This is a genomic window from Brucella pseudogrignonensis (genome assembly GCF_002252525.1).
Lineage (GTDB): Bacteria > Pseudomonadota > Alphaproteobacteria > Rhizobiales > Rhizobiaceae > Brucella > Brucella pseudogrignonensis.
In genome coordinates this window covers 252196-278408 of the sequence record NZ_NNRM01000039.1, presented here as the reverse complement: position 1 = coordinate 278408, position 26213 = coordinate 252196, and the positions used below count along the sequence as shown (strand labels likewise).

The following is a 26213-nucleotide window of genomic DNA, read 5'->3' as shown; positions in this document are numbered from 1 at the left end:
GACGTAGACTGATCAGAACAGCGTAAAATCCTCTTGCAACGGGGCGGGCCATACGTCTTTATTGTGGGTTCGCTTCATGAATTCAATCCGGCGTATTCTGGATCGAGACAACGCCGAGGTACCTCGTTTAAGATTTGGCCTTCGGAGTTGATGTGCTGGGATTTTGCCACCCATTGTACAACGGAAGGCATACTCCAACGATGCATGGGAATTGATTTCGGCTGTACGGGACAGCGTTTCAAACTGTCGGTAACCGCCCTCGTTGAATGTACGATGATTGCGATAAGAATGTGAAAAGCTTCCGGTATGCTGAAGTCTCTTTGGAAGATGTTTTACAAATGCTGGTTCTTAACTTCGCTTATGCGAATTTGACAATATTGGTTTCTGCGTCTTTTGTCCTTCGCCATCTCCTACCAAGGCCCTGTTAGGCAAAATCGCACGTGCCAATTGACCAAAGCAATGGTCCTCAGAGAAGGTTGCTCCGCATTGCTGCGGAGCAACCCTGCCGATCGTCTGTGATAGTTTATGCGGCATGCTTTGCGTTGATTGACTTATCCTCAAGTGCTGAGATTTTGCCAATCTCGATCTTTCGCGGCTTCATCTCTTCAGGAATTTCCTGTACAAGATTGATCGTCAGCAGGCCTTTGTTCAAATCTGCGCCTGCAACCCTGACGTGATCAGCGAGCTGAAAGCGGTGTTCAAAAGAACGTCCTGCAATCCCACGATACAAGTATTCTGCATCATCGGCCTCTTGCTTCTTGCCTGTTACGGTGACGAGATTTGACTGATAGGTGATATCGAGATCATTATCAGCGAATCCCGCAACAGCTATTGTGATAGAATAACTGTCTTCGCCGTTTTTCGTTATATCGTAAGGCGGCCAGTCACTAATGGTTCTCCCGCGCTGAGCATTTTCCAGTCGACTAAAAATTCGGTCAAAGCCCACGCTGGAGCGAAACAGCGGTGAGTAATCATGTGTTGTTGTCATAGCCACATTCTCCTTAAAGCAACATGGTTAAACAGCTGAAAGCCTCGCGTTCAGCATCAGCCCTCATTGAGCAGCCGACAGAAGAAATTTAATTAGGCTAAAAGAGGTTTCAAGCCTGAGACAAAACTTTTTTATCCTCCCAAATGTGTCACCCGAGAGTATGTCTCTACACGGCTTCAACCACTACCATATTCGAAGCGTGATTTTTCTAGGTGTTTGAAAATTCAGTTCGTCCAATCTAACAAATTGATGCAAGGGAACGATTGCTGGTTCGTCCGACCGCTGCGGATTTCGAGAGAATTGAGTCCCGTCGGAACCTGTCGATTTTGCTTGTTGATCTCCGCAAGAAGTGCAGGACGCTCTGCCAACTTGAGGATTGCCGTACGTATCTACAGAAAATACTTCCCCAGCAGCTTCCTTGGTGAGGACATCTTCAGGCGTTTCAGAGGGGATGGCCTTTCCAGACCGCATAACGATTAGAGAAACGCAAAACAATGCTGCTTGGGTTACTTTTGGTAATGTACTCGGTACGACCAAGAGCAGAGTGGACAGGTGCATTGTCCGCTTTCGACCACCCGGAAAACATAGATCGGTGCGGCAAGCGACGATGTTTAACGACATCAACGGGGTGTGGTCATCGATGGCGTACAATACTGATTGAGTTCATTCACATTAATTAATAAGTAAAATGCGGATCAACAGAATAAGTCGCCAATGTTTCACCTCGACTTTGTAACTCTTTATGCGGTCATTTTCCTAAAAGGCACAACAATATCAATTGTTTGGTGCGCTTTCGCGCTTAAATACCGCACCGATAGTGCCGCTCTGAATTGGTTCCAGGCCAATTTGTTGTCATTGCTCGGAGGGGCAGTCCTCATTTCCCAGGGTGCCCAGGGCCGGTTCTGGCCCGCCGTATTCGGTAATACGATCATTGTGTTTGCATTCTGCCACTACCTTATTGGGTTGCGGCGCTTCAATGACTGTGCGGGCGGGCGAATTGTAGCAATTGGGTTCTCGCTCTGCGCTTTTTTTTGCATGGTCATCTTCAAGGACCACGATCGTATCAGAAGTATTATCTATGCAACAGGACAGACAACCGTCATGGCCAGCTGTGCATATTACCTGTTTATCAATTGGCATGGGGAGGTGGGCGCAAAAGTTTCCTCAGCAGCCTTTGTGGGCGCCTCTTTGGGACAAATACTAGTAATTATCGGCAATATTTGTGTGATTGCAAATATTATATCGTTTTCCCTTTTTTATCAGCTGGCGTCTTTCGCTTTGCTTTGCACGATATTTTGCAGCAGTGTCTGGAACCTAGGCTTCGCTATAATGATGGTCGAAAAGCTTCAGAATGGACTGAGCCGCTTGTCTGAAACGGACGAGTTGACAGGCGTGGCAAATCGAAGAGCATTCTATCGATTGTTGACGCTTGAGGAACAGAGGGCGCTCGCCTCGAACACGACGTTCTCGGTTATAGTTACCGATCTCGATCAGTTCAAAGCAATCAACGACACCTATGGGCACGCACAAGGTGACCGAGTTCTGATCGAATTTTCGCGGTTAGTCGCGGATACGGTCGGACCTCGGGATCTTGTCGCTCGCCTGGGTGGTGACGAATTCGGCATAGTTCTCCCTTCTGCAGAACGAGTTGAAGCGTTGGAGTTGGTCAACCAGATCAGAGGCAGCTTGGAAAAAAATGAGGTTGAGTTGGCAGGACAAATGATTTCGTTATCGGCGAGTATGGGGGCTGCCGAATGGGAGCCGGGAGAGCCGCTCTCTGACCTTCTCAACAAGGCCGATTCCCATTTATATGCGGATAAAAGAAGCAGAGCGCAGCAGCGCCAAATTCATTCCTTACCGGTTAAACGAGAGGGCGAGTAGATCTTTGACTGTCTTTCAATCGCGCCTTTCACGTGTGGAATTTGAGCTGAATGTTGTCTCTGGATTTCTGGATTTCTGGATTTGGATCGAAGCTTGAATGCTTTAAGAAACAGCAAGTCTTTGTGTGAAGCATCCAGGGTATAAGGCGCGCAACGATTTAGGGAGACGATGTTGCGAGGCTCAACAGCGGGAGGTGGAGCCTCCGCTTCTCTTTTGGTCGCAATAGCTGGCGTTTGAGCTTCTCATCGCCGGGAGTTGAATGAATTTAACCACCCCTCCGCACAAGCGCTTCTGCATCTCTTCATGAAAGATTCATCAACTGTCGTAGAGTTCGGAAGTCCGGCTGGCTAAGTTTGAGCGGCGGCGGGTGTTGAAAAGACTTAAACGCGCGGCGTGCCTGTCGGGCCGATCTATTAGAAACGCCGACATTAAAAATGAGCGTCCCGCTCCTTGTCATGCCGCGACCGAGAACTATTTCCTAAGCGGTTTATAGGTGAGCTAATCCGACAGTATGACGGAGGACGTTCGTATGAAAATGCAGGAAATAATCGCGGTTCTGGGGTCAACTGACGAGGTATTGGCCGCAGAGCTAACCGCAACAGGCGCGTCGGCAGCCGAGCTCGCGGAGGCTTTGGCATGGCTGAATGCGGACGAGGCCCTTGTCAATGAGGGACGGCGGCCGCCTTCCGGCAAAGTCGCCGATCTTATTGATATTCTCGAAGCTGCTGATCAGCGAGACGCGGATTAATCTATTTAGAGTTTATGCGCCATTTCGGTATTTTATCGCCACACCCGACAAGACAGAGAAGAGTGAGCCTGAGCCTCCCATTGTTGAGGAACGACAGAAGATCGAGCTTATCGGACAGAAAGGAGAATGCGATGACATGTGATCTTTTTAACAAACCCCTATCCATCCTCGTGGGCCTTGGCTTTCCGATAGAGATCAACACCGTGCAGCATGCCTATCAATATCTTTTAGAGTTGCCGCCATCATTGCGGGATTCAACCCATCATATTACTTTGCAGGCCTGTGTGGCAGCGCTCCGCGGTGAAATCGAGTCCGAGACAGCTCGTAGTCTTTTTGCCGCGTTCTCTGAGCGTCACAATCTGCTTGTAACGGAAGCGCCTGCGTCGTACAGCGCACAGAGGTCTTCGCCTAAATATCGGGTTGTGCATTGACGCTGTATCTTCTTCCGAAAGCTGTTACATGGCTTGTTTCGACGGGGGATGTTATCGAAGCCGGCAGTGCACAAGCAGCTATAACGCCATCCAGGCTAAGTGCGCTTAGGCGCAGGCCGAGCTTTCCGGGTGCCAGGCGCCAGACCGTGTGACGGATGCGACAGGACGGAAGCCGACCTGTGCCATCTCATCTTTGAAACAAGCCCTGCAGTTGCACTGACGCAATCAAAGTGTTGGATCATCAAGATGCAAGCATGGCTACGCTTGCTGTGCAACAGTTGCACTGAAGAGCCCGTCCGGCAACATGTTGGCACCCTTGTGCACACCAGAACGGCTCCGGTGGCGCCCCACCTATCGACGCGTCCAACTGCTTTTGCTTTCAATTCGACAGTGTTTGAACATTATGTCACTGGCGTTATTGTAGCCGGCGTCCTAATTCCCCTCTTGGTTGTCAAGGCAACTCTCGCCCGTCATCGATCATCTCGTCCCGATTGTGGTTAAATAAGTTAATCCTGACAATGTTTCGCAGCGCCACATATGCTCGGCAAAAATCGCGTCAATATCCGTGCCCTCGAGCATGATGCTACGGCTTCTCAAGTGTGGCTTCCCGCCATCGAGAAGCCTCATAACGATCATTCTGAGAGAAATACTGGCATATTGGCACGGCTGCAGGGGCAGAGCGAAGCGGTGCGCGGCGCTGTCGTCAAATCGGCTGACATAGTCGAGCAATTCTCCATCCTTCCCTCAAACACCTCTGCGAGCTTTGCCATCGAAGCTTTATCGTTCAGCCGAATTAACTCCGCCACTTCGATCGCCAGCCGCTGAGCGGCAGCGCCGTCATTCAGTCGTTCAAGGTAGGCGCTGAGCTTCATACTATCGCTCGCCTTCGCCGGAGAAAGCAGGGCAAACAGCATGAGTAGAAAATGGAACAGGATAGTTTTCACGATATGCGTGGGTCCGGATTTGACACGCGGGACTTCGATTGTAAGTTGTGATAGTTTTGGAAAGTCAACATCGTCAATTTCTAATCATGCCGCGCTTTTTCGACGATTGGAACCGATGATAGGGGCACAGCAAGGGAAGGCTGACGTAGAGTCCGGCGTTATTCGCATGCGGGGAAAGATATGTCTTTATCAGCTCCCAGACTGTTGATCTCTGTGCGAGAGAATAGGACAGTAGAAACATCTCTGGTGCGAAGGCTCGATGTTTTATACTGTTGTTGATCCACTCGTTTCTTCAGTTCCAAACTCGGTGAACAAAAAAGGCCAGAGCGGGCAAGAACAGGGTCGACATTCCTTGATATTCATCCTCAGACAACAACCCCAGCGGTTGTTTGTCGCCGCTGGGGTCGGGGTGTTGGAGAGGGCTTAGGGCATGGGACCAACACCGAAAAGCAACCTATCGCCAATCCGGCTGCGATAGAAGTCTTTCGCATAAAAAAACGATAGGCAGCGAGTTAGACAACGGCTGAATAACGTGACGCTTTTATGGGTAGACTTTTCACCTGCGACACAGACATCTGTCATTGTTGGGGCGGATGCTGGCCATGAGTGAGTGACCGTATCAGATGCGTGCAGTTACCAGCGCCGCCCCATCCCGATCCAGTTCTTCGACCTGAAGCCCAATCAAAGTTTGATCCGTTAACAGAAGGCCTATCACGGAGGCATCAAGCGCTTTGGCAATCACCCCTTTGTTCGCCCAGATACGACCGCGCATAGAGTGTTCAAGCCCATCAGACGCGAGGGACACGTTATATTCAACTTCTCCCACGTTAACTCCATTGCAGATTAAATGTGCCAAGCCCGTTTGGATGAATACGCTCATCAGGTTTCCTTCCGTATAGAACTATCAACAGCGGAAACCAGTCACACTTCGTTGGAGGCAGTATGGATTGATTCCCATCATCGATAGCGTATTAATTTCACTTAGCTCATTGCGAATGCGTATCGCAGCGTGAAAGACTATTTTCAGTTACCGGGTTTTGACTGAAATCGCGATCATATTCTTTCAACCGGCTTGGCAGGCTTGCACAACGGAATCCCGAAATTCCGTGCAGGACAATATCGCACGCCCGCTGTCGCACGCGATCCACCTCTCGCAGTTGATGCAGTTTTCGAACCGCAGTCACCCATGGTGGGTTTGAGATGTTGTCGATATCAAATCTTGCCAGAATGCGACGGAGAATTGGCGGGACCCGTGCATAGACGGACGAGCATTATCATTGTCGGACCACCGGCAGCCCAGACCCCTGCATAGTGATTACGATTGCGCTTGTTCACGTGTCAGACTATTGTCCGCTATCCCCTGATACTCCTATTCAATGATCAGGAGCGTTTGAATGTGAGGAGAGATTAAAATGTCAAGATTACTGAACGAAGTCGGGGGATTTCTGACAAAAATTGCGGAATCGTCACCGCGAGATATCCAGCTTTTTGCTGAGCGACTGCACGACCATGCCGTCGAAGAGCGGATGTCCGCGTCTGATCTGCGCGTGGCTTTGCTGGAACTGGGATACAGTAGCATTGCCGATTTTTGTGATGCGGCAGGTATTCCCACCCACGTCGCCAAGCGTTGGGAAAGGTTCGGCGTTTCCTCGGAAATGCGGGCAGTATTGCTGATGATGCTGGCCCAGCGACAACAGTTCGATCAGGCAACCCGTGAGTTCGAAGCCATCACCCATGTCGGTCTTGTCGATTTCCTGCGTAGTCGCAAAGTCTAGACCGCTGGCGGCATCGCACTCATCAAGGTGATAGCGAGGTGCGGTCAATCTTGCAAAAGAGCGGCTGCCGTCTGGCTGTCGGTGATGAGCACGCTCGCTTTGACAATTTTAAGTGCGGCCTTCATCGCGGTGACCTTTGTGGGACCTCCCGCCGCGAGCACGACCCTTTCGACGCCCGCAACTGTGCTCAGTTCGATCGACATCACCCGCTGGTTGATTTCGTGATCGACGAGATGTCCATTTTCGTCGACGAAGTAACACAGAATATTGGCGACGGCACCGCAAGCCTGCAATGGGCTGATGAGGTCGGAGGGAACAATGCCATGGCGGAAAATTGTGGCATTTTCCGAGATTTCACCGACCGTCAGAAGCGCGATGTCGGCTTTTGCCGCGAGCGCCTTTAAACTTCGAAGTTCTGTCTGGCGCCACAACAAGTTGCGAAGCCCCTGTTCGTCGAGAATAACGGGTGCGGTGATCTGATAACTGTCGACCTGGTAGACTTCGGCGACTCTTGCCGCAACAACAGACGGATTTATCCAGCGTGAATGCGGAAGGCTTCCCACCAAGGCGACAACGCAAGCGTCGTTAAGTTTTCTTTGCTCTAGAAATTGAACGCAGGCGTAGAGCGTGGCACCCCCGCCGATAGCCAGGGTCATTCCATCCTGCATTTCCTGGTCAAGATAGGAAGCGACGGCGTTGCCGAGAGCCTTTTCCAGATTGCCGCCATTCTCTGGCGTGGGTACAACTATGGCGGATGAGAGGCCCCATTTTTCCTCCAGCCGACGTTCCAGTTCGACTTGTTCGGCTGTTGCGGCATTGATCCGCGTGACAACGATCCCTTCCGAGGTTGCAGCTGCAAGTGTGCGCATGATCTTGACGCGACTGACACCGAGCTGCTCGGCGATTTGTTCCTGAGTCATGCCCTCAACATAGTAGAGCCAGACGGTCTTAACTTTGAGATCAGAGGATCTCAACGGCCAGTTATTGCCTGCCATTCCTGCTGCTCGCTCCCCGGTTTTTCCGTTACAAGTCGATCTATAGCAACAATCATCCCCCTGTCGTCAACTGTTCAATTGTATTTGACAAAGAACAAATGAACACTATTATGATTGCTGAGGACGTGATTAACGTCCCGCTACAGGGAGGAACAGGAACGCCGTTTGACGTCGTTTCTAAGGGAGGAAGCAATGAAGAGAAGAATCTGGGGGATGAGAATCCTCACGGCAGGGCTTGCCAGTCTGATGATGACCGGGACCGCTTTCGCGGGAACGCTGACGCTTTACACATCGCAACCCGATGCCGATGCTGCACGTACAGTTGAAGAATTCAAGAAGCTTAATCCCGACATTGATGTTCAGGTGTACCGTTCCGGGACCAGCGATATTATGAGTAAGCTTGCTGCTGAGTTTTCAGCCGGCGCTCCGCAAGCCGATGTGCTTCTGATTGCCGACGCGGTGAGTATGGAAAGCCTGAAAGCCGATAAGCGTTTGTTGCAGTTTTCCGAGGCGAGCCTCGACGGATTTGAAGCCGGTTCATTTGATCCTGACAGATATTACTTTGGCAGCAAGCTGATCACCACGGGCATCGCCTATAACTCAGCTGCCGATCAAAAGCCCCAACATTGGTCCGATTTGGAAAAGCCGGGATATAAGGGGATGGTGGTCATGCCGAGCCCACTTTATTCGGGGGCGGCGGCTTTTCTGCTCAGTGGATTTGTCGCCAATGACAATCTAGGCTGGAAGTTTTTTGAGGCGCTCAAGGCGAATGAAGTGGTCAGCGTTCGCGGAAATGGCGCGGTGCTCAAATCAATCGCCAGCGGGGAAAAGCCCTATGGAATTCTGGTTGATTTCATGGCGCTCAATGCCAAAGCGAAAGGCTCTCCGGTCGAGTTTGTCTTTCCTGAAGAAGGGGTTCCCGCGGTCACCGAACCTGTCGCCATTCTTTCATCAAGCAAAAATCCTGAGGATGCCAAGAAATTCATTCGTTTCATCCTCTCCGATGCTGGCCAGCAACTTGCTTTGAAGCAGGGCTATTTGCCGGCTAAGACGTCGGTCGGAAAACCCGCATGGCTTCCTGACGGCTTGACTGTGAAGATCATGCCGATCGATACGCAGAAGGTTCTAAAGAACACGGATGCCGACAAATCGCGCTTCACGGGAATGTTTGGCGGCTAGGACCAGAGACAGATGGAAAAAATCGCTGTAACCAGCGGTCAGGGCCGGGACAGGGCTCTGATCGCCGTGACGATTATTGTCGTGTCGCTGCTTTCGCTTTTGCCGATGGGGCGCCTGCTTGTCGAGGTTGTGTTCCCGGCCCAAGGCACGGCGCTCGAAGCAATGAGCCGGGTCTTTTCCTCGTCTGCGACCTGGGCGGCAACCTGGAATTCGATCTATGTCGGGATTTTTGGAACCCTTTTTGCGGTGGTGCTGGGGACCAGTGTTGCTCTGCTCGTCAGCCTGACCGATATTCGCGGGCGGGCGATTTTCATCTTTCTGTATGTCACTCCGCTGCTGATCGCCCCGCAGGTGACAGCGCTTGCCTGGCTGCAATTGTTTGGTCCGGCAAGTCCCTTCCTCAAAATGATCGGAATGGCCCCGCCACTCGGATCGCGCAACCCGCTCTATTCATCCACCGGCATCATTGCGCTTCTTGGTGTTCAGTACGGGCCGCTGGTGTTTCTAATCGTCAGAGCGGGACTGCGTAAGCTCCCCCGTGAACTGATCGAAGCTGCGTTGAGCAGTGGCGCAAACAAACTGACTGTATTGCGAACGATCATTGTCCCCCTAATGGCGCCGTCGATCATCGGTGCGACCGCCCTGACTTTCGTGTCCTGTGTTGGTAATTTTGGTATTCCGGCCTTTCTGGGGATTCCCGCCAACTATCTCGTGCTGCCAACCTTGATTTACCAGCGATTGAGCGGTGGTGGACCTGCTGTTCTCAGCGATGTCGCAACATTGTCGACTTTGATCGGCGTTATCGCGATCGCGGGGATTGTCGCACAGGATTATGTTTCCCGCTGGCGCGATTACCGGATCGCCTCCACATCGCTTCCGGCCAGTCCGTTTGAACTGGGAGGTTACAGGATATGGACCGAGATCGTGATGATGCTGATTGTCGTGGCGGTGCTTCTATTGCCGATTTTTGGCCTTGTTCTGACTTCTCTCGTCAATGCCTATGGCACGCCGTTGAGATGGGAAACCCTGACATTCTCGAACTACTCCTTCATCCTGTTCGAACATGCCGCAACCAAACGCGCATTCCTCAACAGTTTTGGACTGTCGCTTGCGGCAGCATTCTTCGCAGTGCTGATCGCTGTACCTCTGGCCTATATCACAACCTGGCGTAAGCGCTGGTGGACCAGACTGTTCAATCTGACTGCTGAGCTGCCCTACGCATTGCCGGGTGTTGTTATGGCGATTGCGTCGCTGCTGCTGTTTCTAAAGCCGCTACCGCTGTTGGGCTTTCATATCTACAACACGATCTGGATCATTCTCTACGCCTATCTTGCGCGCTTCTTTGTCCTTGCCCTGCGACCGACCGTGAGCGGGCTTCACCAGATTGACAGGTCGCTGGAAGAGGCAGCCCAGGTGGCGGGCGCATCATTGTTCATGCGCTTGCGGACGATCATCTTTCCCCTTGTTGCGCCGGCGACGCTTGCCGGTGGGGTTCTCATCTTTCTGACTGCGTTCAGTGAGCTGACAGTATCTGCACTCTTGTGGGCGTCAGGTTCTGAAACGATCGGTGTCGTCATTTTCTCCTTCGAACAGGGTGGCGATTCCACCTATGCCGCTGCCACGTCGATTGTAACGATCGTGGTCACAATCTTTCTCATGCTGTCGACGAACCTGTTCGCGCGGCGTCTGCCTGATGGAGTGCTGCCATGGCGGGATTGAAAATTAACAATGTCACCAAAAGCTTCGGAAACTTCGATGCGCTTTCGGATGTGACACTGGACATTAAAAATGGTGAATTTGTAGCGGTTCTTGGACCGTCAGGCTGCGGGAAAACCACCTTATTGCGTGCGATCGCGGGCTTTGAAAAGATCACCAGTGGGGCAATCCAGGTGGGTGACAATGTCATGTCAGCCGCCGACAGGCATGTCGAGCCAGAAAACCGCAGGGTCGGCATCGTGTTTCAGAACTATGCATTATGGCCGCATATGACGGTTGCAGAAAACGTCGGTTACAGCCTTCGCGTGGCACGCGTTGCAAAGCCAGAACTGGAACGCCGCGTGACGGAAGCACTCACATTGGTTGATCTCACGGGCCTTGGTGATCGGCGCCCCGCCAGTCTGTCTGGCGGCCAGCGTCAGCGCGTGGCACTTGCGCGATGTCTGGTAGCTGCGCCTTCGCTGGTCTTGTTTGATGAACCTCTCGCCAATTTGGATGTGCACCTGCGCGCTTCGATGGAGGATGAGTTTGCATCTTTCCACAAGCGCACAGGCACAACAATTGTCTACATCACCCATGATCAGGCAGAAGCCATGGCCCTGGCGGACCGAATTGCGGTGATGGACAGGGGAAAGCTTATCCAATTCGCAACGCCGCGGGAGCTTTATGAGCGACCTCAGAGCGAGATGGTGGCTTCGTTCATAGCCCATGGCATGGTGCTTCCTGCGCAAGTCATCGGTGCGGAAAAAGATGGCCAATGTGCAGTTGAGGTGTTGGGACAGAAGGCGGTCATGCGCTGCGTGCCGGGGCAGGCGGTGCAGGCTGACGCAAAAATCTGTATTCGATCGCAGAATATTGAGCTGTGCGACGATACGGGCATCGCGCTTTCGGTCAGGCGCCGCATCTATCGGGGTGGCGGCGCGCGGATTGAAGCCTGTCCGGTCAATCATCCCAGCACGGAACTCACGTTTGACCTTGCCGATGGCTTGGGTGGCCAGCAAGGCGAAACGATCCATATCGCTATCAATTCCGGCTGGGTCATTCCGGATGGAGCGTCGCGATGATGATGATTGAACTCTATGGCGGTTTTGGCGAAAAGGGTCGAACCAGCGTCGGCATCCACAGTGATCGCCGCCTTCTGTTCGATGTGGGCATCAAGGTGGGCGCAAAAGGACGGGACTATTATCCGGCCATTGCTGAACGCGATGTGGCGACGCTAGATGCGGTGTTTATCTCGCACGCCCATGAAGATCATATCGGAGGTTTGTATTGGCTTCGCGCATGCGGGTTTCAAGGTACCTTCTATATGACGCGTGAAACGCATGACGACGCGGAAGCGATGCTGAACCAATATGCTGATCCGTCGCATCGTCGGGCGCATCCATTAAAAGATGCGCGCATAAAACTGTTCACGCCGGGGCAATCCATCCGGATGGGTGAGAGCGAGATCCTATCCGGCCGTTCGGGACATGTGGCGGGCGGGGTCTGGTTTTCGGTTACGACACCATCAAAGCGTGTTGTGTATTGCGCGGATGTGGTTCCAAACAGCGAGGTTTTCGTGATGGACGCACTGCCTCGTTGTGATTTGGTCATTCTGGACGCTTCTTATGGCGGCGACCCGGTTTCTGCGGGCGATCGCATTGGTCAGATCGGAGATTTCATCGAGGCTCATAGAGGCAAGCTGGTCCTTCCGGTGCCATTATCCGGGAAGCCACTGGAGCTGATGGCGATCTTGCCCGGATCTTTTGCAATTCATCACGATATGCGCCGGTCACTGATCGCCCAGATCGGCGTCCCTGACGCAGTCTCTGCACAGACAGCAAGAAGTTTACGCCACAAACTGGAACGCGCCTTGGACTGGCGGGAAGGATCGGCTTTGCCGGACTGCCCTTTGATGACCTATGACGGCATGGGCAGTGCCGGGCCATCGATAGGCGCGCTCAGACAAGCTGTCGATGAACAGGCAGCGGTTCTGCTGACGGGGCACGTTCCCGAAAACACGCCGGCTCAGGCCCTGCTCGAACAAGGGCGGGCAACCTGGATTCGCCTTCCCACGCATCCAACCCGGTCCGAGAACCTGGCGCTGTGGCAGGCGGCTGGAAAACCCATGGCACTGGGGCATTCGTGCACATCCGAAAAACTTGAAGAACTAAAGCCCTATCTGACCACTCTTGTGACCACGGCAATGTCAGGATCGCAGCTGTCGATCTGAATGGAGATGAAATGAGAATTCTTGTTGCAAACGATGATGGCATTGACGCACCAGGCCTTGACCGGCTGGCCAGAGCTGCACGGTACCTCAGTGATGATGTTTGGGTGGTGGCCCCTGATGGCAAGCGGACCGCTGCCGGAGCATCGATCACCATCGGGCGACCGCTGACGATGGTTGAGCATACCGAGCGCCGATACGCCTGTTCAGGGACACCGGCCGACTGCGTGGTTGCGGCAATGGCCTGGCTTTTTGACGGACAGAAGAAGCCGGATCTGGTGCTGTCCGGGATCAATGACGGTCGCAATGTCGCTGAGGATCTTGCTTATTCCGGCACGTTGGGGATCGCGCGTGAGGCGACATTCTGGGGTATTCCGGCCATCGGGTTTTCGCGCGTCAAACAGGCGGCAGAAGCCGAAAGCGATACTGATTGGCTTGCCGGCTTTATCCGTCGGATATTGGCGCAGCGGGAAGCGATTTTTCTGGAAGGGCACTGGTTGAGCGTCAATCTGCCAGAGGGTCTACCTGCTGCAATCGTTCAACCCCGCATCGGTCGCGATAAAATTGGAACCCGGGCGGAAATCCTGTCGAAGAAGGGTGACAAGACAGAGATTATCGTCCCGCGTGGACGTGCGCATGCCGCGCAGGCGGGTGACGACAATGACCTGATTGATCGGGGCAATGTTTGCGTTAGTCGCTTGAACTGGTTCGGGGAGACAGTGCTTGACGCGCAGAGTTTAGCTGTCATGGGACCGAATTGAAGCTTTTGCGATGAGCAACGTCGCGCGAACCGTCTGAAGAAGGCTGTCGGAGCAGTTTTATGGAATCGACGATCGTCATAATCAACCTGTGCGGTGCGGTTGCACTGCTACTGTTTGGATTGACACAGGTGAAAGATGGCGTCCAACGGGCGTTCGGGGCCAGCTTGCGCGCCGGGCTCGCGCGCGGCACCAGTACGCGACTCCGTTCCTTTGCAGCCGGGTTTGTTGCAACGATCGGTCTTCAGAGTTCCACGGCCACTGCACTGATGGTTGCTTCCTTTGTCGAACGCGAATTTATCCAGCAAAGCATGGCGCAGATTGTACTGCTGGGCGCCAATGTTGGTACAGCGGTCACGGCGTGGATTGTCTCCACCGGGATAGAATGGATGTCGCCATTGCTCATCCTCGCCGGCATAGGCATGCAAAAGAAGGCAACGGGCAGTCGGCGCGGCGTCGGCACCATGCTGATGGGTGTCGGGCTGATGCTGCTTTCCCTGCATCTTCTTAGCATGGCGACGGAACCGGTGCGTCACTCTCCAGCCGTGGCGAGTTTCATTGCCATGCTGGACAATGCTTGGCCAATTGCGCTACTTTTTTCCGCGGCGATTGCGGTTATTTCATCATCGAGTCTGGCAGCGGTGGTGCTGATCCTGTCGCTTGCGGCGACCGGCCTTTTGCCTTCCGCCTTAATCATTGTTCTGGTTCTTGGCGCCAATCTGGGTGGCGCTGTGCCGCCGGTGATTGCTTCCCTGAGCGGCGAGGCCTCTGCAAGACGGGTCACTTTGGGCAATCTGGTTGTTCGTGCGGTTGGTTGTCTGATCGCACTGCCTTTCGCCCAATATGGCGCAGATCTCGCCGCGAGCTTATCGTTGTCACCAATAAAGCTCCCGGTCGATGCACATCTGGTGTTCAACATTGTACTTGCGATCGTCGCATGGCCGCTTGCGGGCGTGTTCTCCAAACTGATGTTTCGACTGGTTCCCCAACCTCAGCAAAATGAAACAGGCCCCCGCTTTCTTGATGGACAGCAACTGACGACGCCGGTGATGGCGTTGGCGAGCGCTACCCGCGAGGTATTGGGCATCGGTGATCTGATTGAGCGTATGCTGATGCGTGCCTCTTCGGCATTTCATAACAGCGACCCCGCTGCGGCGACGACCATTTCAGAGCTCGAACAGCGTGTTGATTTTCTGCATCAGGAGGTAAAGGTCTATCTTTCGCAACTCGGTCGCCAGGAAATGAGCGCGGAAAATCAAAGGCGATCCGCTGAGCTGATCGATTATGCGGTTAATCTGGAACATATCGGCGACATTGTCGAGAAAAGCCTGCTGCCGACACTCGCCAAGAAAGCCGCATTGGGCTTGACGTTTTCAGAGGACGGATTTGGGGAGCTGACCCATCTCTTCGATCTGACGGTCGACAATCTCCGGACCGCCCAAACCATCATTGCGACTCGAGATTTCAACCTCGCGAAGCGTTTGATGGAGATCAAGATCGAAGTACGGCGCATGGAGAAGCTTTCCTCCGAACAGCATCTGGCAAGGCTTCGTGATGGAAGGATCGAGAGCCTTCGGACAAGCTCCATCCATCTCGATATGTTGCGTGATCTCAAACGCATCAATGCGCATATCGTGTCCGTTGCTTATCCGATAATGGAGGAAGCCGGGCTGTTGAGTGATAGTCGGGTCGTTTCCGCGTAGCGACACTTTATCGGATGAAATTCGTGAGCATCAACCGCCCACCTCATCGCGGTAGCACAGGGAGGACGGTTGAGGTCGCATCGCAAATGCCGTTCTAAAGCCGTATCGATGTGAAATAGCGGCCATTCAACATCGCATCCTGCAAGCAAAGCGTCCGGGGGGCACCCATCCCGTCAGGAATGGGGGTCTCCAGCAATTCCCGGAAAAGCTGGCCCGCCAGCGCGGCCATCCCCATCGCTTCGTTGAGATAAACCCGCGGCTTTGATTGCGCGTGTCGCATCGTGCCTCATACTGACATCCTGCCAATAACCGTTAAAGTGATCAGTGGTCTCGAACGGTGCTCGGACGCGGCTCAGCCTGCATCCGAAAGGGCTGGTGCCACGCATTGCCAACTTCGACGAATAGAGCATCCAGCTCATCGAGCGCCTGAGATTGCAGATCGACGCGACGGCCGATCCTGCATTGCAAGCACTTGAGAAGGAGTTTACCACCTATACCGGTCGACCGCGCGGCAATGATGGGCCTTATGATGCGGCTGCTAACATCGCCGTACGACTACGACTCAGGATAGATGGCTACTTGCTATCCTTCATCATCACCGTCACTGTGTCCGGCACGCCGCTCAACGCCACGCTTGCGGAATTGGCGGTTGTATCCTTCTGTCCGGCGGACACGTAGACGGAGGAGCTCCTGTGCCGGTTGACAGCAGGCTGCAAATAGCAATGCGAGCAAGTGCGCTTAAAGACAATGTATCGCGGTCAGAGTCTGCATGTTTCGGTAATCGACAGCGTGCCCTCCAAAAGTCCGTGTCGGGTTAGCCGGCGCTCCCCAATAGTAAGACAGCGCGAATGGTCCGCCGAACGAGCTTTCTCTGTCATGCCGTATGTTTCCCAAGGGATGTCCCATCACAACGGGTGTTATCGACCCGAAAAATGGCAATAAAGGCACACTCATCCTTAGCGAGGCTCTATGGTTCGGGGATTTCCCCGGGCCGATAGTTGGGCAATCGGCTGGCGGGAAGGATCGAGACGAGAGCGAGGCCCGCCATGATGAGGAAGCCGATCTTAAGGGCAAGCAGGCGAGATTCTGTATTGATCCGTAATGCTTCTGCTTTCTGCTCTGGGCTAGCCGATGTCGCGTTAATGACACTTTCCAGCTGATCATTACTGACGAACGTGATGCTGTCGAGATTAACCTCCGTTTGAATCTCTATGGGCAAGGTCGGGTTCTGAGCCAGTTGCCGCATGACGGCGCTGCTGAGCAGGCCGACGAGAAGGGCTCCTGCGACGGCAGTACCGACAGCGGCTGCAAGGTTGTTGGTGGTTCCTCGCAAGGAACCAACGTCTCCGGCAAGTTCCTTTGGTGAAGCCGTCACCAGCACATTGAATAAAAGCGTGACAAGTGACCCTTGTCCGATGCCGAACAGGATCAGGCCAAAGAGGACCGGAACGGAACTCCAGTCGTTACGGACGACAAAGGCCAGCCAGATAAGCGCTACAGCACAGAGCCCGAAGCCGAAACGACCGATCTGCCGTGGCGTGAGTTTTCCATAGGTCCTCACGATCAGCATTGCAGCGAAGAAGACCGTCAGGTTGAACGGAAGCATGGCGACCGCAGTTGCAAGTGGCGAGCGTCCCTGGACGATCTGTATATAAAGCGGGACCGAGAAATTCAGCGCAGCCTCCAGCGCAACGACCGCAAACATGGCAAATACCGCGGCACGCTCCTGCGGTGAATCCAACACCTGCAGTGGCAGCAGGGGCGTCTTGTTGTGGGCTTCGCGGCGACGGGTCCAAAGAAAGAATGCCTGCCCCAATACGATACCGGCGACGACGAGGATCGGTGCAGGGGAGAGCCCCAGAACATTGAAAGGAGCCGTTGGACGTGCGAGCATGAGTCCCCAGCCGTTCAGATTGTTAAATCCGAAGCTGATTGAGATGATGGCTGCCGCAGCGAGCGCAACGCCGACCAGATCGATTTTCACATCTGGCCGCCCCCGATCTGGCTTCAACCGGAAGCTGAGAACTAGAACCAGCACAGATACAGCAATGAGGATACCGAAAACTGGGCGCCAGCCAATATAGGTTCCAAGAACGCCACCGATCAGGAAGGCCAGAACACCGGCACCAGCGCGCGCAGACCCGAGTGCGCCAAGAGCGGTTGCCTGTTGATTGCCTTGGTAATTCTCCGCTATCAGGGCAACGAGTGCAGGGACGATGACCGCACCTGCTGCACCACACAGCGCTTGCGCCGTAATCATGACGGTTGCGTTGGGACTAAATGTCATCAGGATCTGTGCAAGGCCGAATATGATGACGGCCAGTCGGAAGACTTGCAAGGCACCAAAACGTTGCACAAGTTTGGCGCCCAACATCACGAAGCCTGCGACAATCATGGAATAGGCCACGATGCCTGTGGCAACGACTGTTGGCGCAACGTCGAAGCTTTCGACCATGCCACCCAATGCGACCGGTAGGGAGGCAACATTGAAAGACATGATGGCCTGGCCGAAGGCGATAGCGACCATTGGAATCCACGAAGTGCGTTCTTCGGAGTGTGAAGCGGGTGTAGAAACTGCCATTACCGATATCCCCTCTCGCCGTCAGCCAGATCAATCCATACAGTCCAGTCCTAGCTTGTCGGTGACGACATGAGCAGATCGAGCCCAAGCCGTTGCGACAAAAATTGCGCGGTCAGTTGTCCCCTGACGCTGTTTCCGGCGTCATCGAGCGGTGGGGCGAATGTCCCCAGACCGCCTTTACCGGGCGATACAGTGACAATACCGCCGCCGATGCCGCTTTTGCCAGGCAGTCCGATCTCGTAGAGCCAGTCTCCTGACGTTTCGTAAAGCCCGGCAGTGAGCATCACTGCGAGGGCATAGTGACAGACATCAGGTTTGACCACCTGCTCTTTTGTCAGCGGATTGACGCCCCCATGCGCCAGGGTGGCACCCATGACTGCGAGGTCTCTGGCACTCACGTTCAATGAACATTGCCGCGTGTAGAGTTCCACCGCTTCGACGGGATTGCTGTAGAGACGACCGGTGCTCTCCAGCATCCAGGCAATGCTCCGGTTGCGGAAATTCGTTTCCGAAGCTGAAACATAGACCTCTTCATTGACGGAAAGATTGCGCCCCGCAAAGCGAGACAGGCCTTGTTGAATGAAATGCCACTTCTCGGCTTCGGTCTTGCCCGGTACCAGACTTGTCGTTGCAATGGCGCCGGCATTGACCATTGGATTGGTGCGCCCATCCTTGTCGCGCTCGATACCTGCAAGCGAATTGAAAGCATGGCCTGTCGCATTTACGCCCAACCGCTCACGGGCACCCGTTGCGCCGATCAGATCACAGATGAGCGCAAAGATGAATGGTTTGGAGACGCTCATAATGGTGAATTCATGATCGGCATCTCCCACGGCGAACAGTTGACCGTCGATACCGGCCACACATATGCCGAACAGGCGCTCGGGCACCCTTGCCAGAGCCGGGTATACTTGTGAGTTCTTGCCGAGTCCGACGCTGCCGAACCGCTCATACGCCTCAGTCACGAGTGTTTTGACGCGATCAGCAGGCGGTAATCTGCCTGTAGAGATGAATGTTGCATCGGGGTCGACAAGGGGATTTAGCAATTCCATGCAATTCCCTTTCGTAATGCTTCACGGTTATACATCAAGAAGATCCGAACGACATGATCTGAGCATAAGTTCATCTGTCTTACAACCGAAATTCCTTAGTCTTATCTTTCAACTCAACCAAACCTAGCCGCATATTTTATGACTTGCCGGAAATTTGACTGTAATACTGGCGCGGACATGGCAAGCGAATATGATCGGCGCGCGTAGATCCCTCGCTCTGGCCAGACTGTGACACCTTAAGCTTGCGACAGAAATTCAATCAGGGAATTAGAGCCGCAAGGCGCGAATAGGAAAGTGACGCCTGTCGTACGTGCTGACCTACGCTTCCCGACAAATTTTTGTCTTTTGCTTGCGCGTGCGTCTTTATCCGGTGAGAACGGCAGCCGACGACACCTCGAAACTCATAGGTGCAGCTGGTTCGCCTCGCTGGTCTTTCTCTCAGCAGACAGATCACCAAGCCGGACCGGGTCCGGCGCCGACGATAGAAACGGCTCGATCAACCCACGAACCAGTGCTATCACGTCATTATGGACAGCAGCTACCACATCCATACGGACGGTTCCTTTGACGTTGCTTCGCACTCGGGGGGCTGGGCATTCATTGTCTACGAGGGCAATTGTCAGCGATATGCTGCGTCTGGCAGTGCACCGGGCATATCCAACAACAGTTTCGAAGTTCTTGCCGTGCTGAATGCGATGAACTGGATCGCCACCGCCATGCCGACTTGCGCGGTCACGCTTTGGACCGACTCCGCCTATGTCATGGAGGGTTGCCATCGCTGGAGAGCGATCTGGCGAAACAATGGCTGGAAGCGGCTTACGGCAAAACGTCACCTCCGGCGGCGCACCATTCCTGACATGGAGATCTGGCGGAAACTCGATCACCTTCTAGAACGCTACCCGCATGTGGCCATGACATGGTGCAAGGGCCACGCTGGTGTGATCGGCAACGAACTGGCTGACAGGCAGGCACGCAATGCGGCTCAAACGGCTTTTGCTACACGGCTGAATAATCCAGCGTCCGATGACGGCGTCGTTGCATAGCGCGATCTGGCGCCGGAGATGGCCCGCTCGCCCTTGTTGCTCATCGAAAGGATGCGAGCGAAGCACCATCTCTTCTTAATGTAGAACGATAAACCCTGCATTCGTTGGGTTTTATGCCTCAAAGACGACTCATAATTTATCCTTGTGATACCTGTGGGGACAATCGATCTTCCTGCTCGTTCCGTGGGGGGGGCGGTATTCTTCGCGCGAACAAACAACAGCGAGCTTATCCTGCTGACCATTTTTGTTCATGACATGGACCGCAAACCTTTGATGGGTTATCTGGAGTAGAAAACGGAGATTGTGGGCGAGGTTTGGCGATAGGCTCGGCAGAGCGATGCTTTCTTGGAGTTGGCAACTGCAAAAGGTCCTTCAAACCATCTCGTTTGTTAATCTTCAACCTCTTAATTTCGGCCATCGTTCCAGAGCGTCTCTGCGGCGGCGCAACCGTGATGAGATCGCTTAGGCTTGCCTTGACATCGAAAGCCGCGGTCGGGGCTGGAGCAAATTTAGCGCGTCCCTCGGCCGGTTTTTGTTGCAAGCTGTTGGTCAATGGATGACTGATATTATCTGGGCTTTCAATTTGAGCCTGCGCAATCTGAAGGAAATGATGGCGGAATGTGGCATTGATCTCGATCATTCAACCGTCCACAGCTGGGTCATCTGCTTCAGTGCAAAACTGCTTGAACTGTTCAATCGGAAAAGCGTCAGGTAACACGCAAATGCAACCGCGATGAGACGTACATCAAGGTCAAAGGCGAGCGGCTGTACATATAGCGTGCGATGGCAGGCCAGTGTGCATCAGCATCGATGGAAACGAGACCAATAGGATTACTGTTCTACAATGTGATGCAGAGAACCGGCTTAGACAGATCGGCAGACCTATTGTCATTCGCTCCAGCAAATACATGAACAACATGATTGAGCAGGATCGCCGTCGCATAACACGACCCACACGCTTCGTGCTTGGTTTCAAGTCAGAAACGGCAGCCGGTATCACGCTCGCCGGTATAGAACGCGTTCACAGGATGTGTAAACAAAAAGGCATCGTTTCAGCGCAAATGCACTCTCTACCAAACAACACTCCAAAGCACTCGCAGCATAATTGCGCCCAGAGAGAACCCATCCTCCGTTCAACTCATATCTTCGCAACACAATCCAGTAGAGTCGATGTTTCTTCCTTGTATATGTTTGGACAATATCGCGACTATATTAATCTCAATGGAAATATCCGCGAGTCGTTCTCTGGCGGCTTTTCGGAAAATCGTTAAGCCAAATCAGTTTCTGAAAAATCATTGCCTTTATATAGAAGCGGCAGTCGGTATGCTTTGGCCGCAGCGTAGGCAAAACAGTCACCAAAGTTCAGCTTAGCTTTATGGCCGGCCACTTTTCCATAGTGTATTGCAGCCTCGGTTGCGAGGTTGCCGACTTTCGCATCGATGGAAATGTCTTTGGCATCCAGCACGTCAATTATCTCGTCAACGATAGCTTTCGCTTCCGCTATGATAGCCGACCGGTCAACCTTACCTTTGGCGGCCTCTATTGAGATACGTGCAATCGCCATCGTAGCCTCAAAACGAACAAGGGGAGAAACATACAGGCCCTTCTTCTCCTCATTTAGCCGCTTCTCGATTTCCTGATACCCCGGCTCTTCATTTAGAATAGCAACAATGATGGAGGCATCTACAAAACTCAATCCTCTTCCTCCCACAACTCATCCATCTGTTGCTTATGGTTCACGTCAGGAACAGCTGTACCCAGAACCCGCCTTTTTTTCGCACGGATCGCTGCTAGCTTGTCTCGCAAGGGCGTCTGGTGGCTGAGACGATCAGCTTCATGCTGTAGTGCCATGCGGATCGCACCGACTTTTGTTCGGACGCCACTTTGTTTCATTATTTGATCCAGCAACGCATCGACGGTAGGATCATTGATATTGAAGGGCATTTTTGTACATCCTTTCTTGTACAAGAGTTGACTCATTTATGTGCATAACGCAAGCTTTTTATGCCGCCCTTCCACCTCTAGGTTTTGTTGCAAGCTTTTGGTCAGTGGATGATCTGATATTATCTTGGCTTAAAATTGGGCCTGCGCAATCTGATGGAAATGATGGCGGAACCTGGCATTTTGGTGATTGGGAAAAGGTCGCGAAATGAAAATGGGATCGGAATGCGAACCGCAGTCAAACAGGGGCTGGCGTTCTTCAGTCGCGCAGAACGAAATGGATCATCAGAAAGAGGATGATGAACCCGATGAAAGTGGCGGCGAGAACAATTGAGATGATACTGGCCAGATCCATTGCGCTTCCCGTCCCTTAACCTGCTGTTTCAGGATCTGCTGGCAACCAGATGTCCTGTCGGTGAGGCCGTAGACTTGCTGGCTGGCGATAGCCGGTCCGGCTCCGGTTGCGCGAAACGCGGCGTCGGAACGCCCTTCTATCCAATCGAACAGGGTTATGACTGTAGTTATGAATGGCTTTGCCATCGCAGGCAAGCTCATTGCCTTCTCAAGGGGCGGTGCGTCGGGAAAGGCCCTTTCTGCGCGTTGTGCTTTGACTGGACATGCGGAGGATCTGCGTGATGTCATCGGCAATTGTTTGACAAGCTGCATAAGGCAGCAACAGGCTGAGTCCGTCCGCATGCGCGACGAATGGCGGCGCATGAAAACTTGGCTGGCGATCAACAGTCGATGGAAGCCGATAGATGAGGGGAGAACCTGGGCAAAGGGTTCTTCAAATTGCCGCCATCGTGCTTTGGCGTGATGGAAATGGGCGAAACGTCATCAGGATCAGCACGGCCGCCACCCCCATGCCCGATGAGCCAATATACATCAGGACATAGGAATCGAAGCGATCATAGACCAACCCACCCAGAAGGGGTCCTGTCGACATGCCAAGGCTGCCAGCCATGGCTGTACCTCCAATGATGGTACCCATCATTTTCATCGGAAAATTTTCTCTTATGATCACGGCGTAAAGTGGCATTGTACCGGCATAGATGAAACCCACCAATGCAGCGAGCGCGTAGAAGGGTGCAAGTGTTGAGATAAAAACATAGGCAAGCACGCCAAAGGCCTGAGCGAGAAGTCCCATTACCAATGCCCGCTGGGCGCCGAACCGGTCGCCGGCGAGCCCGAAACCGATACGGCCAAACATGCCGGCCAGTCCTTCAACGCTATAGATCGAGACCGCTGAAATCATCGGGATGCCGCAGGTCACGGCATAGCTCACCGTGTGAAAGATTAGGCCGGAATGCGTTGCACAGCAAAAGAAATTTGTCAACATCAGTGTGAAGAATTGTGGCGATCGGACTGCCTGTTGCACTGACATATCCGCCTGGAGCGCATCGGCCAGCATTTCGTTTGAACCTTTATGCATCGCTGGAGGGCTACGCACCAGGCAAGCTGCAGGTATCATCAGGCTGGCGGCAATGCCGGCAATAATCAACATTGCGCTGCGCCAATCGTGCAGTGTCACCAGCCACGCCGTCAAAGGTGCCATGGTCAACGGAGCCATGCCCATGCCGGCGGAAACCAACGAGACTGCCAGGCCGCGCCTGGTTTCGAACCAGCCGGTGACGCATGCCATCATTGGTGCGAAGACGGCGGCAGTCGCTGTCCCGACCAGCAGACCAAAAATCAGTTGGAATTCGCCAAGAGTTTCAGCCCGGCTGGCGCGTGCAAGGCTCAAAGCAAGCATCACCGAGCCTGCCAGCACGATCGGGCGGGGGCCGAACCGATCGGAGAAGCTTCCCCATACGATACTTGCCGCCGCCATCGCGAGAAAGCCGAACGTCATTGCCGAGGATATTCCGGTGATCGACCACCCCGTCTCCTGAGCGATGGGTCGCAGCAGAACGGGCAATGAGAACATGGCCCCGGCGGCGACACATCCCAGAAGGCCGCCTGCCGCGACGATCATCCAACGGTAGGAAATGCGCATGCTCTTCCCCGATAGGTATCTTCGGCATCCTTGGACGCTGGAGGAGAATTGCTCCCAGCAGGTGCGGTTAGCGCTGCCTTCGGCACCTGCGCGCGTTTTCGGTGCTTGTTTGTGGATCAGCTCTGGGACGGCTTCCAGTCGGATGCTGGAATGGTATTCACCATCCAGGGAATGCCGAACCGATCAACAAGGGAGCCGAAGCCTGGTGACCAGAAGGTTTCGCCGAACGGCATCACCGCTTTGCCACCTTCAGAAAGCTGCTCGAACCAGCGCTGGGCTTCGGCTTTGTCCGACGTGTGCAACGTGACGTCAAAGCCGTTTTTTGGCTTGTCCACATTGCGAGCCCATTGCACATCCATGTCTGCACCCATCAAGGCCTGGTCACCCACTTCGAGCCAGCAATGCATCAGCCATGTTTTGTATTTTTCATCGGTCAGCGGCATATCCGGCGGGCCGTCGCCATAGGGCATCGCGGCCGTAATCTTTCCACCGAGAACTCTTGCATAGAATTCGAAGGCTTCACGGCACTGACCCTGAAAACTCAGGCTGGTGACGATCTTCATGATCTCTCTCCCATTAAAAATTGACGTGTATATCCTGTCATCCGACCGGTCGGCCTGTCCGTCAGCAGGGTTTCCCTGACCCATGCAGCGTCGCAATGATTACGCTGCCTCGCCACTCCGCGGCCTGCGGCTATGAAAAGCGATTGGTATCTTGCTTATATAGATTGATATCAACCTAATTATTCAGCCATGTCAATTCGACATGCCAATGATACTGTCATTCCTTGTCACTAGAGCCTCGCACAATTCTGGCTTGGTCGCGGACCACTCGACCGATCGATCAGGAGCCACCGCCAGCCCCGAGAAGGCGTCCTCCATGTCACCAGCGCTATGATCGCCGGTGGTCGCGTGGCTCGCTGAATGACACGATAAAAAAAGAAAGAATAAAAGTAAATTATCGTATAGAATTTCTCGAAATATCTGTCTTATTTTTAAATATTTTTCTCTATAATAAATGCCTCATTACAATATTTCGAAAATGTTATTTGACAACTTCCATCAAAAATATTACATGATGGGCATCGATATTTTCTTGAAGAGTTTTTGCTTATTGCACAGTTAGCATGGTGCGCTGAACGAACCCCCTTTTTAAAAATCGTATCTGTTTACGCCACGTAAACTCGTGTCGTTATTTATAATCTTTACGAAAGGGTTCATCATGAACACCGGAACAGTTAAGTGGTTCAATTCGACAAAAGGCTTTGGCTTCATTCAGCCTGACAATGGTGGTGCGGATGCGTTCGTTCACATCTCGGCCGTTGAACGCTCTGGCCTGTTTTCACTCACAGAAGGCCAGAAGCTGACTTACGATCTCGAACAGGATCGTAAGTCCGGTAAAATGTCGGCGTGTAATCTTCAGGCTGCATAAGGACGTTTTCCTCTATCTTTGACCACGGATGTACTGGCATTGATTTGAAGATTACGTCGAAAGGGTCGAGTGCACGCTCGGCCTTTTTTATTTGCTGCATCATAAAGGTGATCAAACGTTAACAGGGAGGTTTAATTGCATAGGCCATCAAATTATTCGGTCAGGAACTATCCCCCGTCAAAGAATGAGTCTATTCTTCACTTGGCCCAACCGGCACCCATTCGCTCTCTAGATATCAAGAAGCCATTTTCCAGCGAATGGTCTAAACTTTCTAACGTCTTGCAGCGTAGTGGCGGCGGTTGTTCGAGGAGCCGTGCGCGTTAGCAATACGAAAGGTGAAAACGGGAGATCAGAAAATTGATCAAACACCACACCACCAATGCGCTTTTCAAACCTGTACTCTCTCGGATGGAAGCGCAGAAAGCCGCGACCGATAAGACAGCCAAAGCGATCATGGTCCAAGAAAAATCCGTCTTGGATGCTAAAACGCAGCGTTTAAGGGCGGCAAGGATCGCGCGCGATCACAAAATTTAAGAGCGGGCTTCATTCCATATGCCGCTTCGCGTCTGCAATCAGGTGATCGATCACCCGCTTCATGTCAAAAGGAAGCTGCAGCGTGAATGCATTCCTCGCGAATAAAGGGGCCCATTGCTTACGAAAAGTCCTCTGAGCCCCGCCCATGTGAGAGGGGAGCGACAATTCATCGAGTAACCAGGGATGCTCCAAAGAATGTGCCGCTCGTCAGCTTATCACCGCAGACAATCAGGATGCGAGCATTCACAAGGCAATTGCGAAGGCTCAGCCTGAAACGGGTGCGATAAACTGTGCTGCTCATCCGCTGA

Annotated in this window: 27 protein-coding genes and 1 pseudogene; 15 read left to right on the top strand and 13 right to left on the bottom strand. The window is 53.2% G+C overall.

Translation table 11 applies throughout. The annotated features are described in order from the left end of the window. Positions 1–523: 523 nt before the first annotated feature. Positions 524–988, bottom strand: coding sequence for an Hsp20 family protein (locus CEV34_RS17530; protein WP_007881466.1), 465 nt, complete (start codon positions 986–988; stop codon positions 524–526). A gap of 714 nt (positions 989–1702) precedes the next feature. Between CEV34_RS17530 and CEV34_RS17525 the strand changes: the two genes are divergently transcribed. From CEV34_RS17525 to CEV34_RS17515, 3 genes are all read left to right on the top strand, one after another. Next, entirely contained in the window at positions 1703–2869 is a 1167-nt protein-coding gene (locus CEV34_RS17525; protein ID WP_094544161.1) for a GGDEF domain-containing protein, read from the top strand. 529 nt (positions 2870–3398) lie between these two features. Beyond that, positions 3399–3617: a hypothetical protein gene (locus CEV34_RS17520; protein ID WP_094544160.1), complete on the top strand. Its 219-nt coding sequence runs from the start codon at positions 3399–3401 to the stop codon at positions 3615–3617. A gap of 131 nt (positions 3618–3748) precedes the next feature. Then, the gene (locus CEV34_RS17515) at positions 3749–4048 is read left to right on the top strand and encodes a DUF982 domain-containing protein (protein ID WP_007881459.1); all 300 of its coding nucleotides are present in this window, start codon (positions 3749–3751) and stop codon (positions 4046–4048) included. A gap of 632 nt (positions 4049–4680) precedes the next feature. Here CEV34_RS17515 and CEV34_RS17510 read toward each other — a convergent pair. Both CEV34_RS17510 and CEV34_RS17505 read right to left on the bottom strand, forming a co-directional pair. Beyond that, positions 4681–4992, bottom strand: coding sequence for a hypothetical protein (locus CEV34_RS17510; RefSeq protein WP_143853423.1), 312 nt, complete (start codon positions 4990–4992; stop codon positions 4681–4683). Positions 4993–5611: 619 nt separating this feature from the next. Continuing rightward, positions 5612–5872: a hypothetical protein gene (locus tag CEV34_RS17505; protein WP_007881455.1), complete on the bottom strand. Its 261-nt coding sequence runs from the start codon at positions 5870–5872 to the stop codon at positions 5612–5614. A 532-nt stretch (positions 5873–6404) separates the two neighbouring features. On the opposite strand from CEV34_RS17505, the gene CEV34_RS17500 reads away from it, so the two are divergent. Further along, entirely contained in the window at positions 6405–6767 is a 363-nt protein-coding gene (locus CEV34_RS17500) for a hypothetical protein (RefSeq protein ID WP_007881453.1), read from the top strand. A gap of 44 nt (positions 6768–6811) precedes the next feature. Here CEV34_RS17500 and CEV34_RS17495 read toward each other — a convergent pair whose 3' ends face one another. Then, entirely contained in the window at positions 6812–7762 is a 951-nt protein-coding gene (locus CEV34_RS17495; RefSeq protein ID WP_007881451.1) for a sugar-binding transcriptional regulator, read from the bottom strand. A gap of 213 nt (positions 7763–7975) precedes the next feature. Here CEV34_RS17495 and CEV34_RS17490 point away from each other — a divergent pair, with 213 nt between their 5' ends. From CEV34_RS17490 to CEV34_RS17465, 6 genes are read left to right on the top strand one after another with little or no spacing between them, the layout of a single operon-like run. Beyond that, positions 7976–8941: an ABC transporter substrate-binding protein gene (locus CEV34_RS17490; RefSeq protein ID WP_094544158.1), complete on the top strand. Its 966-nt coding sequence runs from the start codon at positions 7976–7978 to the stop codon at positions 8939–8941. Between the two features lie 12 nt (positions 8942–8953). Continuing rightward, positions 8954–10660, top strand: coding sequence for an ABC transporter permease (locus tag CEV34_RS17485; RefSeq protein WP_094544157.1), 1707 nt, complete (start codon positions 8954–8956; stop codon positions 10658–10660). Further along, on the top strand, positions 10648–11721 hold the full coding sequence (locus CEV34_RS17480; protein ID WP_007881439.1) for an ABC transporter ATP-binding protein: 1074 nt from the start codon (positions 10648–10650) through the stop codon (positions 11719–11721). The genes CEV34_RS17485 and CEV34_RS17480 overlap by 13 nt, the downstream gene beginning before the upstream one ends. Beyond that, on the top strand, positions 11718–12869 hold the full coding sequence (locus CEV34_RS17475; protein WP_094544156.1) for an MBL fold metallo-hydrolase: 1152 nt from the start codon (positions 11718–11720) through the stop codon (positions 12867–12869). The genes CEV34_RS17480 and CEV34_RS17475 overlap by 4 nt, the downstream gene beginning before the upstream one ends. A gap of 11 nt (positions 12870–12880) precedes the next feature. Further along, on the top strand, positions 12881–13627 hold the full coding sequence (gene surE / locus CEV34_RS17470) for a 5'/3'-nucleotidase SurE (protein ID WP_007881436.1): 747 nt from the start codon (positions 12881–12883) through the stop codon (positions 13625–13627). Positions 13628–13686: 59 nt separating this feature from the next. Beyond that, positions 13687–15327 carry a Na/Pi cotransporter family protein gene (locus CEV34_RS17465; RefSeq protein ID WP_094544155.1) on the top strand — a complete coding sequence of 547 codons (1641 nt, stop codon included), beginning with the start codon at positions 13687–13689 and terminating at the stop codon, positions 15325–15327. A gap of 94 nt (positions 15328–15421) precedes the next feature. On the opposite strand, the gene CEV34_RS17460 is transcribed toward CEV34_RS17465, so the two are convergent. Further along, positions 15422–15607, bottom strand: coding sequence for a hypothetical protein (locus tag CEV34_RS17460; protein ID WP_007881431.1), 186 nt, complete (start codon positions 15605–15607; stop codon positions 15422–15424). Positions 15608–15759: 152 nt separating this feature from the next. Here CEV34_RS17460 and CEV34_RS17455 point away from each other — a divergent pair, with 152 nt between their 5' ends. Beyond that, positions 15760–16005: a hypothetical protein gene (locus tag CEV34_RS17455; RefSeq protein WP_007881430.1), complete on the top strand. Its 246-nt coding sequence runs from the start codon at positions 15760–15762 to the stop codon at positions 16003–16005. Positions 16006–16294: 289 nt separating this feature from the next. Here CEV34_RS17455 and CEV34_RS17450 read toward each other — a convergent pair whose 3' ends face one another. Beyond that, positions 16295–17908, bottom strand: a complete 1614-nt coding sequence (locus tag CEV34_RS17450) for an MFS transporter (RefSeq protein ID WP_235819098.1) — start codon at positions 17906–17908, stop codon at positions 16295–16297. Positions 17909–17958: 50 nt separating this feature from the next. After that, the gene (gene glsA / locus CEV34_RS17445) at positions 17959–18960 is read right to left on the bottom strand and encodes a glutaminase A (protein WP_094544154.1); all 1002 of its coding nucleotides are present in this window, start codon (positions 18958–18960) and stop codon (positions 17959–17961) included. 527 nt (positions 18961–19487) lie between these two features. Between glsA and CEV34_RS17440 the strand changes: the two genes are divergently transcribed. Beyond that, positions 19488–20003, top strand: coding sequence for a ribonuclease H family protein (locus CEV34_RS17440; RefSeq protein ID WP_007881424.1), 516 nt, complete (start codon positions 19488–19490; stop codon positions 20001–20003). A gap of 226 nt (positions 20004–20229) precedes the next feature. Here CEV34_RS17440 and CEV34_RS26790 read toward each other — a convergent pair whose 3' ends face one another. Beyond that, positions 20230–20643: a hypothetical protein gene (locus CEV34_RS26790; RefSeq protein WP_143853421.1), complete on the bottom strand. Its 414-nt coding sequence runs from the start codon at positions 20641–20643 to the stop codon at positions 20230–20232. Between CEV34_RS26790 and CEV34_RS27755 the strand changes: the two are divergent. Continuing rightward, positions 20560–20774: pseudogene (locus CEV34_RS27755) on the top strand (IS66 family transposase); the annotation flags it as partial. The gene CEV34_RS26790 and the pseudogene CEV34_RS27755 sit on opposite strands and share 84 nt — an antisense overlap. Before the next feature lie 496 nt (positions 20775–21270). On the opposite strand, the gene CEV34_RS17425 reads toward CEV34_RS27755, so the two are convergent. The 5 genes from CEV34_RS17425 to CEV34_RS17410 all read right to left on the bottom strand — a co-directional run bounded on the left by CEV34_RS17425 (position 21271) and on the right by CEV34_RS17410 (position 24503). Then, a complete protein-coding gene (locus tag CEV34_RS17425; RefSeq protein ID WP_007881422.1) occupies positions 21271–21699 on the bottom strand; it encodes a type II toxin-antitoxin system VapC family toxin in 429 nt (142 codons plus the stop codon). Beyond that, positions 21696–21947 carry a type II toxin-antitoxin system VapB family antitoxin gene (locus CEV34_RS17420; RefSeq protein ID WP_007881421.1) on the bottom strand — a complete coding sequence of 84 codons (252 nt, stop codon included), beginning with the start codon at positions 21945–21947 and terminating at the stop codon, positions 21696–21698. The genes CEV34_RS17425 and CEV34_RS17420 overlap by 4 nt, the downstream gene beginning before the upstream one ends. Positions 21948–22229: 282 nt before the next feature. Beyond that, complete coding sequence (locus CEV34_RS26785) at positions 22230–22499, bottom strand: hypothetical protein (protein WP_143853419.1); 270 nt, start codon at positions 22497–22499, stop codon at positions 22230–22232. 232 nt (positions 22500–22731) lie between these two features. Then, entirely contained in the window at positions 22732–23940 is a 1209-nt protein-coding gene (locus tag CEV34_RS17415) for an MFS transporter (RefSeq protein WP_094544152.1), read from the bottom strand. 116 nt (positions 23941–24056) lie between these two features. Continuing rightward, positions 24057–24503, bottom strand: a complete 447-nt coding sequence (locus CEV34_RS17410) for a VOC family protein (protein ID WP_094544151.1) — start codon at positions 24501–24503, stop codon at positions 24057–24059. Between the two features lie 658 nt (positions 24504–25161). On the opposite strand from CEV34_RS17410, the gene CEV34_RS17405 reads away from it, so the two are divergent. Beyond that, a complete protein-coding gene (locus tag CEV34_RS17405) occupies positions 25162–25371 on the top strand; it encodes a cold-shock protein (protein ID WP_007881418.1) in 210 nt (69 codons plus the stop codon). Positions 25372–25728: 357 nt separating this feature from the next. Continuing rightward, positions 25729–25905, top strand: a complete 177-nt coding sequence (locus CEV34_RS17400; protein ID WP_007881416.1) for a hypothetical protein — start codon at positions 25729–25731, stop codon at positions 25903–25905. Positions 25906–26213: the final 308 nt, after the last annotated feature.

Bases quoted from the DNA above. Each gene is read 5' to 3' on its own strand.
- CEV34_RS17450 (WP_235819098.1), bottom strand. From the start codon at position 17,908: ATGGCAGTTTCTACACCCGCTTCACACTCCGAAGAACGCACTTCGTGG.
- CEV34_RS17440 (WP_007881424.1), top strand. From the start codon at position 19,488: ATGGACAGCAGCTACCACATCCATACGGACGGTTCCTTTGACGTTGCT.
- CEV34_RS17465 (WP_094544155.1), top strand. From the start codon at position 13,687: ATGGAATCGACGATCGTCATAATCAACCTGTGCGGTGCGGTTGCACTG.
- CEV34_RS17490 (WP_094544158.1), top strand. From the start codon at position 7,976: ATGAGAATCCTCACGGCAGGGCTTGCCAGTCTGATGATGACCGGGACC.
- CEV34_RS26790 (WP_143853421.1), bottom strand. From the start codon at position 20,643: ATGATCGAGATCAATGCCACATTCCGCCATCATTTCCTTCAGATTGCG.
- CEV34_RS17520 (WP_094544160.1), top strand. From the start codon at position 3,399: ATGAAAATGCAGGAAATAATCGCGGTTCTGGGGTCAACTGACGAGGTA.
- CEV34_RS17460 (WP_007881431.1), bottom strand. From the start codon at position 15,607: ATGCGACACGCGCAATCAAAGCCGCGGGTTTATCTCAACGAAGCGATG.
- glsA (WP_094544154.1), bottom strand. From the start codon at position 18,960: ATGGAATTGCTAAATCCCCTTGTCGACCCCGATGCAACATTCATCTCT.
- CEV34_RS17480 (WP_007881439.1), top strand. From the start codon at position 10,648: ATGGCGGGATTGAAAATTAACAATGTCACCAAAAGCTTCGGAAACTTC.
- CEV34_RS17495 (WP_007881451.1), bottom strand. From the start codon at position 7,762: ATGGCAGGCAATAACTGGCCGTTGAGATCCTCTGATCTCAAAGTTAAG.
- CEV34_RS17485 (WP_094544157.1), top strand. From the start codon at position 8,954: ATGGAAAAAATCGCTGTAACCAGCGGTCAGGGCCGGGACAGGGCTCTG.
- CEV34_RS17515 (WP_007881459.1), top strand. From the start codon at position 3,749: ATGACATGTGATCTTTTTAACAAACCCCTATCCATCCTCGTGGGCCTT.
- CEV34_RS17415 (WP_094544152.1), bottom strand. From the start codon at position 23,940: ATGCGCATTTCCTACCGTTGGATGATCGTCGCGGCAGGCGGCCTTCTG.
- CEV34_RS17405 (WP_007881418.1), top strand. From the start codon at position 25,162: ATGAACACCGGAACAGTTAAGTGGTTCAATTCGACAAAAGGCTTTGGC.
- CEV34_RS17525 (WP_094544161.1), top strand. From the start codon at position 1,703: ATGTTTCACCTCGACTTTGTAACTCTTTATGCGGTCATTTTCCTAAAA.
- CEV34_RS17410 (WP_094544151.1), bottom strand. From the start codon at position 24,503: ATGAAGATCGTCACCAGCCTGAGTTTTCAGGGTCAGTGCCGTGAAGCC.
- surE (WP_007881436.1), top strand. From the start codon at position 12,881: ATGAGAATTCTTGTTGCAAACGATGATGGCATTGACGCACCAGGCCTT.
- CEV34_RS17530 (WP_007881466.1), bottom strand. From the start codon at position 988: ATGACAACAACACATGATTACTCACCGCTGTTTCGCTCCAGCGTGGGC.
- CEV34_RS17475 (WP_094544156.1), top strand. From the start codon at position 11,718: ATGATGATGATTGAACTCTATGGCGGTTTTGGCGAAAAGGGTCGAACC.
- CEV34_RS26785 (WP_143853419.1), bottom strand. From the start codon at position 22,499: ATGAGCTTGCCTGCGATGGCAAAGCCATTCATAACTACAGTCATAACC.
- CEV34_RS17500 (WP_007881453.1), top strand. From the start codon at position 6,405: ATGTCAAGATTACTGAACGAAGTCGGGGGATTTCTGACAAAAATTGCG.
- CEV34_RS17505 (WP_007881455.1), bottom strand. From the start codon at position 5,872: ATGAGCGTATTCATCCAAACGGGCTTGGCACATTTAATCTGCAATGGA.
- CEV34_RS17420 (WP_007881421.1), bottom strand. From the start codon at position 21,947: ATGCCCTTCAATATCAATGATCCTACCGTCGATGCGTTGCTGGATCAA.